This is a genomic window from Arthrobacter sp. 754, from assembly GCF_040548695.1.
Classification (GTDB): domain Bacteria; phylum Actinomycetota; class Actinomycetes; order Actinomycetales; family Micrococcaceae; genus Arthrobacter.
In genome coordinates this window covers 277,153-291,220 of record NZ_JBEPSC010000001.1, presented here as the reverse complement: position 1 = coordinate 291,220, position 14,068 = coordinate 277,153, and the positions used below count along the sequence as shown (strand labels likewise).

Genomic DNA, 14,068 nt, shown 5'->3' with positions numbered 1-14,068 from the left:
TCCGCACGTGACTGCTCCAGAGAAGACCCCGTTCTACATCACCACGGCCATCACCTACCCCAACGGGGTGCCGCACATCGGGCACGCCTACGAGTACATAGCCACAGACGCCATGGCGCGCTTCAAGCGGCTGGATGGCTATGACGTGATGTTCCTGACGGGCACGGACGAGCACGGCATGAAGATCGCCCAGGCGGCGGAAAAAGAGGGCATGACGCCCAAGGAACTGGTGGACCGCAACGCGGAGGTCTACAAGGCGGCGCACGCCGCCCTGGGCATCACCTACAGCAGGTTCATCCGCACCACGGACGCTGACCACTACGCCGCCTCCCAGGCCATCTGGAAAAAGATGGAAGCCAACGGCGATATCTACCTGTCCAAATATGAGGGCTGGTACTCCGTCCGGGATGAAGCCTTCTATGTGGAGGACGACACCGTGGTCAAGGACGATGGCGTGCGCTACTCCAAGGAGACGGACACCGAGGTGACCTGGACCGCTGAGGAGAGCTACTTCTTCCGGCTGTCCTCCTACCAGGACCGGCTCCTGGCGCTCTACGAGGCCCAGCCGGAATTCGGTGCACCGCAGTACCGGTTCAACGAGGTCATCAGCTTCGTCAGGCGCGGCCTCGAGGACCTGTCCATCAGCCGGACCACCTTCGACTGGGGCGTCCCCGTCCCCGGTAACGACAAACACGTCATGTACGTGTGGGTGGACGCGCTGACGAACTATCTGACCGGTGTTGGCTACCCCGATGTGGACTCCGAACAGTTCAGGAAGTACTGGCCCGCCGACGTCCACATCATCGGCAAGGACATCTCACGCTTCCACGCCATTTACTGGCCGGCTTTCCTGATGAGTGCCGGCATCGAGCTGCCCAAGCGGGTCATGATTCACGGCTTCCTGAACAACAACGGTGTGAAGATGTCCAAGTCCCTGGGCAACGTGGTGGCGCCGGCCGATTTCGTGGAGCAGTACGGCCTGGACCAGGTGCGGTTCTTCTTCCTTCGCGAGGTCCCGTTCGGCGCCGACGGCAACTACAACCACGAGGCAATCGTGGGCCGGATGAACTCGGACCTGGCTAATAACTTCGGAAACCTGGCGCAGCGTTCGCTGTCCATGGTGGCCAAGAACTGCGGCGGCCTGGTCCCCGAGCCGGGTGCGTTCACGGCTGAGGACAACGCAATCCTGGAGCAGGCCGGGGGTCTGTTGGAGACTGCCCGGGCAGCCTTCGAAAAGCAGGAATTCAGCCGCGCGCTCGAGGCCATCTGGGGCGTACTGGGGGACACCAACGCCTACTTCGCCGAGCAGGCGCCGTGGATCCTGCGGAAGACCGACGTCGAACGCATGAATACTGTGCTGTACGTGACCCTTGAAGTGCTGCGGACAGTGTCCATCCTGGCGCAGCCGGTTACGCCCACCGCCACGGCCGCCCTCCTGGACACCCTTGGCCAGCCTGAAGGCGAAGCGCGCCAGTTCTCAGCCCTCGGAACACCAATCGTTCCGGGAACTGCACTGCCGGCACCTGCCCCCGTGTTCCCGAAATATGAGGAACCCGCCGAAGCCTGACCCTAGGCGACGCTCTGTCACTACCTGCGGCTTGCTGGAGGACGCTCTTTCACTTTCGTCAAGAGAGTGAGAGAGGGTCTTCTGTTTTCTTGCAGCAAGTGAGAGAGCGTGGCGGCGCGTGTTCGGATTGTGAGACGACTTGACCAGCATGTGGATGACTTCGTTAAGCTGAAAAGCATGAGCGCATCGACGATAAATCTGGCTGTCATTCCCGGTGACGGCATTGGCCCCGAAGTCATAGCCGAGGCATTGAAGGTCCTCGAAAAGGCAGTCGCGGCTGAAGGCGTCGTCCTTGAGCAGACCCACTACAAGCTCGGCGCCGAGCACTGGCTGGAAACCGGCGAGACCCTTCCGGACGAGGTATTGGCAGACCTGCGCACGAGGGATGCCATCCTGTTCGGTGCGGTGGGTGCCGCCCCCGGCGACACCCGGATCCCCTCGGGCATCATCGAGCGGGAGCTGCTCCTCAAGCTCCGCTTCAGCCTGGACCACTACGTCAACCTGCGGCCCTCGAAGCTTTACAGCACGGTCGGAAGTCCGCTGGCCAACCCGGGCACCATCGATTTTGTTGTGGTCCGCGAAGGTACCGAAGGCCCCTACGTCGGCAACGGCGGCAGCCTGCGCGCCGGAACACCGCACGAGGTGGCCACCGAGGTTTCGCTGAACACGGCCCACGGTGTGGAGCGGGTGGTGCGCGATGCTTTCCGCCGCGCCAGCGCCCGGGACCGCAAGCACCTGACACTGGTGCACAAGCACAACGTCCTGGTTTACGCCGGCCACCTGTGGAAGCGCACGGTCGAGGCTGTGGCCAAGGAATTCCCTGAGGTCACCCACGACTACCTCCACGTGGACGCCGCGACGATCTTCATGGTCACCGACCCGTCCCGCTTCGACGTCATTGTCACCGACAACCTCTTTGGCGACATCCTGACCGACCTCGCCGCAGCCATCACCGGCGGCATCGGGCTGGCCGCCTCGGGCAACATCAATATGGACCGCACCGCACCTTCCATGTTCGAACCCGTGCACGGCTCCGCCCCGGACATTGCGGGCCAGCAGAAAGCGGATCCCACGGCAGCCATCCTTTCCGCAGCCCTGCTCCTGGACCACCTCGGCTACACCGAAGCGGCCCGGAAAGTTGAAGCGGCAGTGATCGCCGACGTCGAAAAGCGCGACGGCGGCGCACGCGCCACCAGTGCGGTCGGGGACGCCATCGCGGCGGGGCTGTAGCCCGGCCTGCAGGCGCTGCCAACGGGCGTAAGCTTGTTTCGAATCACCAAATGCTGCCCTGCTGCTCAACGCTGAACGGACTCCCAGGGCAGCCGATCGTGGAGGAACCATGACCCAGACTGCCCATGGCGTCGAATTCAACCAGCAGCTCTCGGCAACTCCGAAGTCAGCTGAAGAGCGTGCAGCAATCCTGGCAAACCCGGGGTTCGGCAATTACTTCACCGACCACACCGCGGTGGTGGACTACAGCGTCGACGAACATGGTGAGGGCGGCTGGCATAACCCGCGCATTGAAGCATACGGACCCATCTCCCTGGACCCCTCGGCAGCAGTGCTGCACTACGGCCAGGAGATTTTCGAAGGGCTCAAAGCATACCGGCACGCCGACGGATCCATCTGGACGTTCCGCCCGGAGGCCAATGCCGCACGGCTCAATAAGTCGGCCCGCAGGCTTGCCCTGCCCGAACTTCCGGTTGAATACTTCCTCAGCGCCATCCGCGAACTCGTTTCAGTGGACCGGGAATGGGTTCCTTCAGGTGACGGTGAGGCCTTGTATCTGCGCCCGTTCATGATCGCCACAGAGGCCTTCCTGGGTGTCCGCGCCGCCCGCGAAGTGTCCTTCCGCGTGATCGCCTCACCGGCCGGCAACTACTTCGGCGGCGAACTGAAACCGGTGTCCATCTGGATCTCCCGCGAATACGCCCGCGCGGGCCGCGGGGGCACCGGAGCCGCCAAGTGCGGCGGCAACTATGCGGCCTCCCTGATCGCCCAGCAGGAAGCCGAGGCGAACGGCTGCAAGCAGGTGCTGTTCCTGGACCAGTTCAATGACAACGCTGTCGAGGAACTGGGCGGCATGAACGTCTTCTTCGTGATGAAGGACGGATCGCTGGTGACCCCGGCGCTCACCGGCACCATCCTGGAGGGCGTCACACGGTCCTCCGTGATGCAGGTGGCCAAGGACATGGGCCGGACGGTCACCGAACGCAAGATCACCCTGGATGAGTGGCGCGACGGCGTCGCCTCGGGCGAGATCACCGAGGTGTTTGCCTGCGGCACTGCCGCCGTCATCACACCCATTGGCGTGCTGAAGGACGCCACGGAGTTCATCGGCTCCGAGCACGCCAAAGCCGGCGAAACCACCATGGCCATCCGCGAGCAATTACTGGGCATCCAGACCGGCACCGTGCCGGACAGGCATGGCTGGCTGACCCGCCTGGCCTGATCCCATCTCGTCTGATCCCAAGCAACGCGGGGTCACTCCTGGCCCATTCCCGCCGTCGGATTGGGCATCGAGTGACCCCGCGTTGCTGTTAAAGGCGCGGGGGAAGCCCGAACGCGGGACGTGGCGGGCCTAGCGGCGGGCGGCCTTCCGGGCGGCGTTCTTAAGTGCCTTGCGGGAGACCGGCTTCAGGGCCTTGCGGGCTGCTTCGTCGGCCAATGCCCGGTTGCGCCGGGCATCGATGACGTCGTTCCAGAGCGCCGTTGCGAACGCACCGCCATCCTGCGCGTAGACGTCGTACGGGTAGCCGGCAAAGATACCTGGCGTGGTGGTGCCGCTGGGCAGGTCCGTCCCCATCGCCCTCGCGACGGCGTCGCCCACAGCCCAGGTCCGGGTCAGGTGGTGGGTGAGGTTCTCCTGGACGAAGATGTTTGCGTCGCTGGAGGCAGCCGCGCGGTTCAGGAGTATCGCCAGGTCCTCAGCGAGCAAAGCCTTGGCCCATTCCTCCACAGGAGCTGAACCGGAACGGAAATCCTTGGCGAGACCCTCCACCGCCTCGCTCCAGTCAGTGGTCTCGCGGAATTTCTTCCACGTGGGGAACCAGACGATGCTGCCCGTTGCGTGGTTGTGGATGTGCTGGAGCCCGGTGTTCTTCTCCGTTGCAGCATGGTCGTGGCCTGCAGCGTCGGCGCCTGCCAGGAGTTCGGCCAGGGTACGGGTGGGTGTGGTGCTCATGGGTACCGGGATGCTCTCTTTAGAGGGTGGGTTCGGGACACATAACCTGCAGCCGTGCCCGGGTTATTCCTCTCCGGTGCAAAGATGGTGCGGTGAACTCCACCTCGAGCAGCGGCACACGGCCCGGCAGTACCCTGGCAACGTCCCTCTTGGCCCCCAATCCCGGGCCCATGAGCCTGGAGGGCACCAATTCCTACCTGGTCTCCGCAGCCGGGTCCGGGGGTTCGGTGGTGGTGGATCCCGGCCCGGCCGACGAAGGCCATCTTCAGGCTCTGGCCAGCCGCGGCCCCGTGGAACTCATTCTGGTGACGCACCGGCATGCGGACCATACGGCCGGCTCGCTGCGGCTGCACGAGCTGACCGGAGCCCCCGTTCGGGCGGCGGATCCCGGGCATTGCCACGGCGGACGGCCACTCCAGGACGGCGAGACAATCCTTGCGGCCGGGGTGGCGATCGGGGTGCTGGCCACGCCTGGACACACCTCCGATTCGGTCTGCTTCCACCTCCCGGATGATGGTCCTAAGGGCTCAGTGCTGACCGGCGACACAATCCTGGGCCGCGGCACCACGGTGCTGGACTACCCTGACGGCACCTTGGGCGATTACCTCCAGACCCTGGACCGGCTCGAAGCCCTCGGCGCCGCCACTGTCCTGCCGGCCCACGGGCCCACGCTTCCCTCACTCGCTGTCGTCGCGCGCGCCTACCGGGAACACCGCCTCGAACGGCTGGACCAGATCCGCGCGGCGCTGGACCGCCTTGGCCCGGACGCCGGGGTGACCGCCGTGGCGGATGCCGTGTATGCCGACGTCGAACCCCACCTGAGGCGGGCCGTGGAAATGTCGGTGGCAGCACAGCTCCACTACCTCCGCCGTCCAAGACTGTAGGGTAAGAACCATGCGTATTGCCCGGTTTGTAGTCGATTCTGATCCCCTGTACGGCGTTGTTGAAGGCGAGTCCGGCAGTGAGGAAGTCACTGTCATCAACGGTGACCCGTTCTTCAACGGCGTGGAGCGTACCCACGTCAGGCACAAGCTTGAAGACGTCCGGCTCCTGGCCCCGATCATTCCGCGCAGCAAGGTGATCGGCGTCGGCCGCAATTTCGCCGAGCACGCCGCCGAACTCGGCAACGAAGTCCCGCAGCACCCTCTGCTGTTCCTGAAACCGAACACCTCCGTGATCGGCCCCAACGATCCCATCGTGCTGCCCGAATTCTCGGATGAAGTCTCTTTTGAGGCCGAACTCTGCGTGATTATCGGCAGGATCTGCAAGGACGTTCCCGAAGACCGGGTGGACGACGTCATCTTCGGCTACACCTGCGGCAACGACCTCACAGCCCGCGACGTGCAGAAAACGGACCTGCAGTGGGCCCGGGCGAAGGGCTTCGACACCTCGGCGCCGCTTGGTCCGTGGATCGAGACGGAGCTCGATACCGAGGACCTCCGGATCCAGGGCCGGCTGAACGGCGAACTCCGGCAGGACGGCAGCACCAACCAGATGATCCGCGGCGTCCGTGAACTCGTCTCCATTGTCTCGCACGCCTTCACCTTGCTCCCCGGCGACGTCATCATGACCGGCACCCCGGCCGGCGTCGGCCTTGTCACTGCAGGTGACCGTTACGAGGTGGAGATCGAGGGCATCGGGCGCCTCTCCAACCCGGTGGTCCGCCGCTGACGTCCACTGGTTTCCGGGAAGGCGCCACGCGGTAAAGTTGGAGCCACTATGACTACTGCCTCCGCGTCCAACACCGCTTTCCCGTCCGTCACCGCCGACACCCCCGTCAGGGTCCGGTTCTGCCCGTCACCGACCGGCACCCCCCACGTCGGACTGATTCGTACCGCGCTCTTCAACTGGGCCCACGCCAAGCACACCAAGGGCACTTTCGTTTTCCGGATTGAAGACACTGATGCGGCACGTGACTCGGAGGAGAGCTACCAGCAGCTCCTGGAAGCGCTGAAGTGGCTCGGCATCACGTGGGAAGAGGGCGTGGAGGTCGGCGGACCGCACGAACCGTACCGGCAGTCGCAGCGACTGGACCTCTACAAGGACGTTGTGGCCAAGCTCCTGGAGGCCGGGTACGCCTACGAGTGCTACTCCTCGCCTGACGAGGTGGAGGCACGCCACCGCGCCGCCGGCCGGGATCCCAAACTCGGTTACGACAACTTCGACCGCGAGCTCAGTGACGAACAGGTTGCCGCTTTCAAGGCCGACGGCCGCCGGCCCGTCCTGCGGGTCCGGATGCCGGACGAGGATGTCACCTTCACCGACATCGTCCGCGGCGAGATCACCTTCAAGGCCGGAAGCATCCCGGACTACGTCATTGTCCGCGCCGACGGCTCGCCGCTTTACACGCTGGTCAACCCGGTGGACGATGCGCTGATGGGCATAACGCACGTTCTCCGCGGCGAGGACCTGCTCTCCTCCACACCCCGCCAGGTGGTGCTGATCCGCGCGCTCATCGAGATCGGCGTCGCAAGCTACATGCCGGTCTTCGGCCACCTTCCGTACGTGATGGGTGAAGGCAACAAGAAGCTCTCCAAGCGTGACCCGCAGTCCAACCTGTTCCTGCTCCGGGACCGCGGCTTCATTCCCGAGGGCCTGCTGAACTACCTCTCGCTGCTGGGTTGGAGCCTCTCCGCGGATGAAGACATCTTTACTGTGGACCAGCTGATCGAGAATTTCGACGTTCACGACGTCCTGGCCAACCCCGCGCGCTTCGACATCAAGAAGGCCGAGGCCATCAACGGCACCCACATCCGCATGCTTGACGCGGAGGATTTCCGGGCACGCCTGGTCCCGTACCTGCGCACCGCCGGATTTGTGGGGGACGAGCTCACCAGCCGCCAGGAGTACATCCTTACCGAGGCGGCACCTCTGGTGCAGGAGCGCATCACGCTGCTGGGCGAAGCTCCCGAGATGCTGGCTTTCCTCTTCAAAGCCGACGACGCCATCGACGTTGCCGATGATGCCCGCAAGGGGCTGCCGGAGAACCTCACCGAAGCCCTGGACGCGGCCATTGCCGCCCTCGAGCCGGTGGAGGTTTGGGACCCGGACAACATCCAGGCCGCACTGAAGCAGGCGCTGGTGGAGGGCCTCGGCATGAAACCGCGGCTCGCGTTCGGCCCGGTGCGCACAGCCATCTCCGGCCGCCGCATTTCGCCGCCGCTTTTCGAATCCATGGTGATCCTCGGCAAGGAATCTTCCCTGCGCCGGCTCCGCACCTTCCGCGGCTGATGGCCATGACCGGTACCCCGGCCAAGGGAGTCCTGGACACCCGCTTCGGAACCATCCGCGGGGTCCTTTTCGACATTGATGACACCCTGGTTGACCTTGAGTACGCAATGACCACAGCCCTGCGCGAGGTCAGCGAACACCTCCTTCCCGGCCTTGACCAGGGCGGATGGGAGCGGTTCGGCAGGATCTTCACGCATGAAACCACGCACTACTACGACAGGTATCTGGCGGGCGAGCTGACCTTTAATGACCAGCGGCTGCTGCGTGGCCGGGCAGCCCTTGGCCATTTCGGGGTGGAACTGGCCGACGGCGAGGAATCCCACCAGTGGCTGTCGGCCTACGGCCGGCTCCAGCCCGGCTACGTCCGCGCCTTTGAGGATGTTGTTCCGCTCCTTGACCTCCTGGACGATGCCGGGGTGCCTTACGGTGCGGTGAGCAATAACGTCCATGACTACCAGCGGGCAAAACTTGATGGCGCCGGCCTGGAACGCATCAAACGCCTCGTGGGAACCGACACCGTGGGCGTGGCCAAACCCGAGCCGGCAATCTACCTCGAAGGCGTCCGCCTCCTGGACGTTGCCCCGGCGCAGACCCTGTTCGTGGGGGACAACCGGCTGCTGGATGCTGAAGGCTCGACGGCGGCGGGACTGGTGGGCGTCTGGCTCAACAGGACGGGGGAGCCGCTGCAGGAGTTCGGGGGTCACGAAGTCGGCTCCCTGAGCCAGCTGCTCGCCTGATTGCGGGCAACCCGCTGCTCCGGCCCCGGAGCTGCGGTTCCAGCGGTTGCGCCGATTTGTGCGAGCCTCAAGTCTCGGGTAAAGTAATTTCTCGTGCTGAGGCGCACGGAGCACGGGTTGAAGCCCGAAAATCCGGCCCGAAAGTGTCATTGGGATATGGTGTAATTGGCAACACTACGGTTTCTGGTACCGTCATTCTAGGTTCGAGTCCTGGTATCCCAGCTCTGGTTCGGTCGCAGGAACTGCGCAGCGGATCAGGGGTTTTGAACCGGTTTTGCCGATTTGAAACACCTGCTGAGTGTGTGAAATACTCGCTTAGCAAACCGGCCTTCAGCCGGTTGGAAGTACGCGGCCCCATCGTATAGCGGCCTAGTACGCTGCCCTCTCACGGCGGTAACGCGGGTTCGAATCCCGCTGGGGTCACCATCGAAAATCGGTCCCGGGCATCAGCCCGGGGCCGTTTTTTAGTTGTGGAACCCGCTGCCGTGGCCCGACGGGAATGCTTCTTCAACTGGCATGATGTTGCTGTGACCTCCTCCGATGGGCCCGGCCCGCAACTTCCTCCTCCGCTGCCGAGCCGCGCACCGAAGACCCATGCCGCCCGGCCGCCCAGCGGGGCGGCCGAGGCTGCTGTCGGTTTGCTGGAAATGGTGCGGGCGGATCTTTCCGCTGTGTCACTGCCCCTTGCCCTGCCTGAGGTCGAACAGGCGCGCCTGGACGCCCGTAACGCCGTCGGCCAGCTGGACGACTACATCCTGCCCCGCTACCGCAGCCTGGATGCACCCCTGCTTGCCGTCGTCGGCGGTTCCACTGGCGCCGGAAAATCAACCCTGGTCAACGCCCTCGTGGGGCACCCGGTCACCCGCTCGGGGGCGATCAGGCCCACCACGAGGCAGCCCATCCTGCTTCATCATCCCGCGGACGCAGGCTGGTTCGAAGGCCACAGAATCCTGCCAACCCTCAGCCGGATCCGGGGAACCATTTCAAAGGAACCGCTTCCTGCCAGCCGGGCGGGAGCAACCCCTGATGCTGAAGCCATCTCCTCACTCGTGCTGGTCGCGGATGCCGCGGTTCCAAAAGGGATCGCTCTGCTGGACGCTCCGGACGTCGACTCCATTTCCGATGACAACCGGCGCCTGGCCGGGCAGCTGCTCGCCGCCGCGGACCTCTGGGTCTTCGTCACGACGGCGAACCGCTACGCAGACGCCGTCCCATGGAAGCTGCTTCTGAACGCAGCCTCCCGGGACATCATGGTTGCCGTGGTGCTGGACCGGGTGCCGCAGGAGGCAGAAGCTGAAGTGAGTGCCGACCTGCGCGCCCTCCTCCAGCAGGAAGGCCTCGGCGGTGCCGGCCTCTTCATCGTGCGGGAAACGTACCTTGACGACCTTGGCATGCTGCCGCAGGGCTCCGTGCAGCCGCTGAGGAGCTGGCTTCAGGAACTGGCGGCCGACTCGGCCGGACGGTCCGAGATTGCCCGGCGGACGCTGAACGGTACGGTCAGGGCACTCGCCGGGCGGGTAGGCGCTGTGGCGCAGGCGGTCCAGGAGCAGGAGCAGGCCGCTGCGGCGCTGCGCTCCGACGCCAAGGATGCCTACCGCGATGCCGGCACCAGGATTCTGGACGCCACCAAAGACGGCGCCCTGCTGCGCGGGGAGGTTCTCGCGCGGTGGCAGGACTTCGTGGGAACGGGGGAGTTCTTCCGGACCCTGGAGCAGAACGTCGGCCGGCTGCGGGACCGGATGGGAGCATTTTTCCGGGGCGAACCCATGCCGGCTGTGGGGGTGGAAGTGGCTATAGAAACAGGGCTGCAGGCGGTCATCCTCGACGAGGCCGCGAACGCCGCCGAAGAGACCGACCAGCGGTGGCGCTCCGACCCCGCGGGCCGCCAACTGCTGGGCACCGACGACCTCTCCGGGACCAGCCAAGGCTTTGCCGACAAGGCCGCGGCGGAAATACGGGCCTGGCAGGCGGGCCTGATGGAACTCATCCGCACTGAGGGCCAAGGCAAACGCACCCAGGCCAGATGGCTGTCGTTCGGCATCAACGGCCTCGGCGCAGCGCTCATGATCGTGGTGTTCTCCATGACCGCGGGACTGACAGGGCTGGAGATCGGCGTGGCAGGCGGCACCGCCGTCGTAGGGCAGCGGCTCCTGGAAGCGGTGTTCGGTGAGGACGCCGTCCGCCGGCTGGCGCAAACGGCGCGCGAGGACCTTCACGTCCGGTGTCAACGGCTGCTGCAGGCGGAGCAACAGAAGTTCCTGGACCGCCTCCCCGGCGGCGCTGCCGGTACCGCGGATGTTTTAGCAGGCCACGCGGCCGCCCTGTCACGCCTGGCAGACCAGGCATGAGCCGCCACAGTGTAGCCCGTGAAGCTTCGCGGCTGGACCGCAGGCTGGAGTCGCTGGACGAGGCCCGCGAACTGGCGGAGGGCGTCTTGCCGGAGGCTGCCTTGGAGGACGTGTTCCGGCTCCTGGAACGTGCCAGCTCCAGGCGGTCGTTATCGGCCGATCACACAGTTGTTGGATTCTTCGGCGCCACCGGCAGCGGCAAGTCCTCGCTGTTCAACGCGGTCAGCGGCGCTGAAATTGCGACGGCGGCGGCCCGCCGGCCCACAACATCCGAGCCGTTGGCGGGTATCTGGGGAGCCGAGGGCAGCGAACCGCTGCTGGACTGGCTTGATGTGCGCAACCGGCACCATGCAGTGCCTGTGGAGGGGTTCGCGGACGAGGACACGGGGCTGATCCTGCTGGACCTTCCGGACTTCGATTCCACCCGGGCCGCCAACCGGGAGATCGTGGAACGGATGGTGGGCCTCGTTGACGTACTCGTCTGGGTGCTTGATCCGCAGAAGTACGCCGACGCCGCAGTGCACAACGACTTCCTTAAGCCCCTGGCCGCCCACGGTGCCGTGACCCTGGTGGTGCTCAACCAGGTGGACAGGCTGCCCGAAAGGGATGTGCAGCCTGTCCTGGAATCGCTGCAGGGGATTCTGGCCCGTGACGGCCTGGGCAAGGTGCAGGTCCTTGGCGCGTCCGCGCTCAGGGGCACCGGCGTCGACCGCGTCAGAAGTGCTATCCGAAGCGTTGCAGTGCAGCGCCAGGCGCTCTCCCAGCGGCTGGCCGCTGACGTTTCGCGCGCCTCGATGCAGCTGAGGCTGGTCTCAGGCGAGGGGGAGGCCGCGGGCGTCAGTTCGTCCTCGAAGGCACGTCTTACCGACGAGCTGGCCGTAGCCGCCAACGTCCCGGTGGTGGTCAGCGCTGTTGGCCGGTCCTACCGGCTTGAATCGACGCGCAGAACGGGATGGCCGGCAACACGGTGGCTGGTGCGCTTCAGGGCGGATCCGCTGCGCCGCCTGAACCTGCGCAGTGCAAACCCGTCCCAGCTCAACCGGACATCGCTCCCGCCCGCCGGTGCCCCCGAACGTGCCCGCACCGACGCCGCCGTCCGGGAGTTTGCGGATGCTGCCAGCGCCGGCGCCCCCGGTCCGTGGCGTGCGGCGATCCGCGGCGCCGCCCGCGAAGGGCGGGAAGCCCTTCCGGACGCGCTGGACCAGGCCATCGCCGGAACCGACCTGATGGCTTCGCGGAAGTCATGGTGGTGGGGAGTTTTCAATGTCATCCAGTGGCTCGCCCTGCTGACAGCCCTCGGCGGGCTGGGCTGGCTCGGCGTCCTGGCCGGACTTGCCTACTTCCAGATGCCGGTCCCCGAGGTTCCGAGGGTGGAGGGGTGGCCGGTGCCGACGCTGATGATCGCCGGCGGGGTGGTCCTGGGGATATTCCTGGCGCTGACCGGAAAGTTCATCGGTGCCGGCGTGGCCAACGCGCGGGCGGCGAGGGCACGGAAGCGGCTGCGCACTGCAGTGGGCGATGTGGCCCAGGGGATGGTGGTTGAACCCGTAGAAGTGGAAGTCACCCGGCTCAAATCGTTCAACACCGCGCTGAAAGCTGCAGCAGGAAGTTAGGGCAGGGCACTACGACAGGGCGCTACGATAGCGCAGCCGCGGCGTCCCGGACCTTGATCATGGTCCGAAGGTTCCGCGTGGTGGTGGATGCCTTGTACTTGGGCTTGGCGGAGATCTTGCTGAACGGGCTGTCAAGGGTCCCGCCGGCGGGAGCCAGCCACGCCAGTGCTTCGGGACCGAGCCGCTGCTGTTCCGAGTTTTCGAGGGCTGCGCCGGCGGCATCAAGTTCATCCAGACGGGCTTTATCCGAGCCCAGTGTGATGTACGTGTGGGTGCTTTTGTTGTCTTCCGGGTACGGGCAGGCTGCCACCAGCTCGGCCACCCGGGCTGCCGTCAGGACAACCACCCAGGCTTCGTAGCCGAACGAGTCACGCAGGCACTTCTCACATCGGACTTTGACTTCGGCGGTATCAAGGTCGCTGGCCAGCACCACGTTGCCGCTGGCCAGCAGCGTCCTGACCCCGGCGAAGCCCGCGGCCTCCAGGGCAGCCTTGAGGTCGGCCATTTTGATGTTGATCCCGCCCACGTTGATGCCGCGGAGGAAGACTGCGTAGCTGTTCATGCCGACAGCCTAACCGCGGCCGGCCCGATGCCGGGGAGGGATGCAGGCTCAGTCGTTGTTCTTGCGCAGGGCGTCGGTGAGGATCCGGCCGGCGTTGCACACCACTTCGGCGTGGAGGCGGCCGGGCTGGCGGGTGAGCCGCTCAATGGGGCCGGAAATCGAGACAGCGGCGATGACGCGTCCGGACGGTCCCCGGACCGGCGCAGAGACTGAGGCGACTCCAGGCTCACGTTCGCCGAGGCTCTGGCCCCAGCCCCGCCGTCGTACGCCGGCCAGAACCGTAGGGGTGAAGCGGGCAGACTGCAGCCCCTCCAGGAGGCGGTCGTGGTCCTCCCACGCGAGCAGCACCTGGGCCGCGGAGCCGGCTTTCATCGAAAGCTGGGTTCCCACGGGGATGGTGTCGCGCAGGCCGATGGGGCGTTCAGCGGAAGCAACGCAGACGCGCCACTCACCCTGCCGCCGGAAGATTTGGGCGCTCTCGCCGGTGGCGTCACGCAGCTGCATCAGGACCGGCCCTGCGGAGGCGATCAGCCGGTCCTCGCCGGCGGCCGAGGCGAGCTCCACGAGGCGGCTGCCGAGGACGAAGCGGCCCTGGATGTCCCGGCTCACCAGCCGGTGATGGACCAGCGCCAGGGCAAGCCGGTGGACCGTGGGCCGGGCGAGGCCCGTGGCTGCCACCAGCTGCGCAAGGGTGGTGGGCCCGGCCTCCAATGCATCAAGCACGTGGGCTGCTTTATCAATGACACCGACTCCACTAGAATTGTCCATGTAATGATATTGCCGTCTCATTATCTGAGATGCAAATGTTTCGGCTGGCGGATACCAC

12 protein-coding genes and 2 tRNA genes are annotated in these 14,068 nt (G+C 65.6%); 11 read left to right on the top strand and 3 right to left on the bottom strand.

Annotated features, from left to right (window positions below; translation table 11 throughout):
• The first annotated feature begins 7 nt into the window (after positions 1-7).
• From metG to ABIA70_RS01425, 3 genes are all read left to right on the top strand, one after another.
• A complete protein-coding gene (gene metG, locus ABIA70_RS01435) occupies positions 8-1,567 on the top strand; it encodes a methionine--tRNA ligase (RefSeq protein ID WP_354145839.1) in 1,560 nt (519 codons plus the stop codon).
• A 177-nt stretch (positions 1,568-1,744) separates the two neighbouring features.
• The gene (locus tag ABIA70_RS01430; RefSeq protein WP_354145838.1) at positions 1,745-2,797 is read left to right on the top strand and encodes a 3-isopropylmalate dehydrogenase; all 1,053 of its coding nucleotides are present in this window, start codon (positions 1,745-1,747) and stop codon (positions 2,795-2,797) included.
• Positions 2,798-2,906: 109 nt separating this feature from the next.
• The gene (locus ABIA70_RS01425) at positions 2,907-4,019 is read left to right on the top strand and encodes a branched-chain amino acid aminotransferase (RefSeq protein WP_354145837.1); all 1,113 of its coding nucleotides are present in this window, start codon (positions 2,907-2,909) and stop codon (positions 4,017-4,019) included.
• 129 nt (positions 4,020-4,148) lie between these two features.
• Here the strand turns inward: ABIA70_RS01425 and ABIA70_RS01420 are convergent, their stop codons facing one another.
• Positions 4,149-4,751, bottom strand: a complete 603-nt coding sequence (locus tag ABIA70_RS01420; protein WP_354145836.1) for a hypothetical protein — start codon at positions 4,749-4,751, stop codon at positions 4,149-4,151.
• 92 nt (positions 4,752-4,843) lie between these two features.
• On the opposite strand from ABIA70_RS01420, the gene ABIA70_RS01415 reads away from it, so the two are divergent.
• The 8 genes from ABIA70_RS01415 (at position 4,844) to ABIA70_RS01380 (ending at position 12,680) form a co-directional block, all read left to right on the top strand.
• Positions 4,844-5,635: an MBL fold metallo-hydrolase gene (locus ABIA70_RS01415; protein ID WP_354145835.1), complete on the top strand. Its 792-nt coding sequence runs from the start codon at positions 4,844-4,846 to the stop codon at positions 5,633-5,635.
• A 10-nt stretch (positions 5,636-5,645) separates the two neighbouring features.
• Positions 5,646-6,422 (top strand): fumarylacetoacetate hydrolase family protein, encoded by a 777-nt coding sequence (locus ABIA70_RS01410; RefSeq protein WP_354145834.1) that lies wholly within the window; start codon positions 5,646-5,648, stop codon positions 6,420-6,422.
• Positions 6,423-6,470: 48 nt separating this feature from the next.
• Positions 6,471-7,982, top strand: coding sequence for a glutamate--tRNA ligase (gltX, locus tag ABIA70_RS01405; protein WP_354145833.1), 1,512 nt, complete (start codon positions 6,471-6,473; stop codon positions 7,980-7,982).
• A gap of 5 nt (positions 7,983-7,987) precedes the next feature.
• Positions 7,988-8,719 (top strand): HAD family hydrolase, encoded by a 732-nt coding sequence (locus tag ABIA70_RS01400; protein ID WP_354145832.1) that lies wholly within the window; start codon positions 7,988-7,990, stop codon positions 8,717-8,719.
• A gap of 150 nt (positions 8,720-8,869) precedes the next feature.
• Positions 8,870-8,941, top strand: a tRNA-Gln gene (locus ABIA70_RS01395).
• A gap of 128 nt (positions 8,942-9,069) precedes the next feature.
• Positions 9,070-9,145: transfer RNA gene (locus ABIA70_RS01390), tRNA-Glu, on the top strand.
• Positions 9,146-9,366: 221 nt separating this feature from the next.
• Positions 9,367-11,067 carry a dynamin family protein gene (locus ABIA70_RS01385; protein WP_354146563.1) on the top strand — a complete coding sequence of 567 codons (1,701 nt, stop codon included), beginning with the start codon at positions 9,367-9,369 and terminating at the stop codon, positions 11,065-11,067.
• Entirely contained in the window at positions 11,064-12,680 is a 1,617-nt protein-coding gene (locus ABIA70_RS01380) for a GTPase (RefSeq protein WP_354145831.1), read from the top strand. The genes ABIA70_RS01385 and ABIA70_RS01380 overlap by 4 nt, the downstream gene beginning before the upstream one ends.
• A gap of 22 nt (positions 12,681-12,702) precedes the next feature.
• Here the strand turns inward: ABIA70_RS01380 and ABIA70_RS01375 are convergent, their stop codons facing one another.
• The gene (locus tag ABIA70_RS01375; RefSeq protein ID WP_354145830.1) at positions 12,703-13,242 is read right to left on the bottom strand and encodes a DUF1697 domain-containing protein; all 540 of its coding nucleotides are present in this window, start codon (positions 13,240-13,242) and stop codon (positions 12,703-12,705) included.
• 48 nt (positions 13,243-13,290) lie between these two features.
• A complete protein-coding gene (locus ABIA70_RS01370; protein ID WP_108600545.1) occupies positions 13,291-14,010 on the bottom strand; it encodes an IclR family transcriptional regulator in 720 nt (239 codons plus the stop codon).
• Between the last annotated feature and the right edge of the window lie 58 nt (positions 14,011-14,068).

Excerpts from the sequence above, each read along its gene's own strand:
- ABIA70_RS01410 (WP_354145834.1), top strand. The coding sequence starts at position 5,646 with ATGCGTATTGCCCGGTTTGTAGTCGATTCTGATCCCCTGTACGGCGTT.
- ABIA70_RS01430 (WP_354145838.1), top strand. The coding sequence starts at position 1,745 with ATGAGCGCATCGACGATAAATCTGGCTGTCATTCCCGGTGACGGCATT.
- ABIA70_RS01380 (WP_354145831.1), top strand. The coding sequence starts at position 11,064 with ATGAGCCGCCACAGTGTAGCCCGTGAAGCTTCGCGGCTGGACCGCAGG.
- ABIA70_RS01370 (WP_108600545.1), bottom strand. The coding sequence starts at position 14,010 with ATGGACAATTCTAGTGGAGTCGGTGTCATTGATAAAGCAGCCCACGTG.
- ABIA70_RS01425 (WP_354145837.1), top strand. The coding sequence starts at position 2,907 with ATGACCCAGACTGCCCATGGCGTCGAATTCAACCAGCAGCTCTCGGCA.
- ABIA70_RS01420 (WP_354145836.1), bottom strand. The coding sequence starts at position 4,751 with ATGAGCACCACACCCACCCGTACCCTGGCCGAACTCCTGGCAGGCGCC.
- gltX (WP_354145833.1), top strand. The coding sequence starts at position 6,471 with ATGACTACTGCCTCCGCGTCCAACACCGCTTTCCCGTCCGTCACCGCC.
- ABIA70_RS01375 (WP_354145830.1), bottom strand. The coding sequence starts at position 13,242 with ATGAACAGCTACGCAGTCTTCCTCCGCGGCATCAACGTGGGCGGGATC.
- ABIA70_RS01400 (WP_354145832.1), top strand. The coding sequence starts at position 7,988 with ATGACCGGTACCCCGGCCAAGGGAGTCCTGGACACCCGCTTCGGAACC.
- ABIA70_RS01385 (WP_354146563.1), top strand. The coding sequence starts at position 9,367 with ATGGTGCGGGCGGATCTTTCCGCTGTGTCACTGCCCCTTGCCCTGCCT.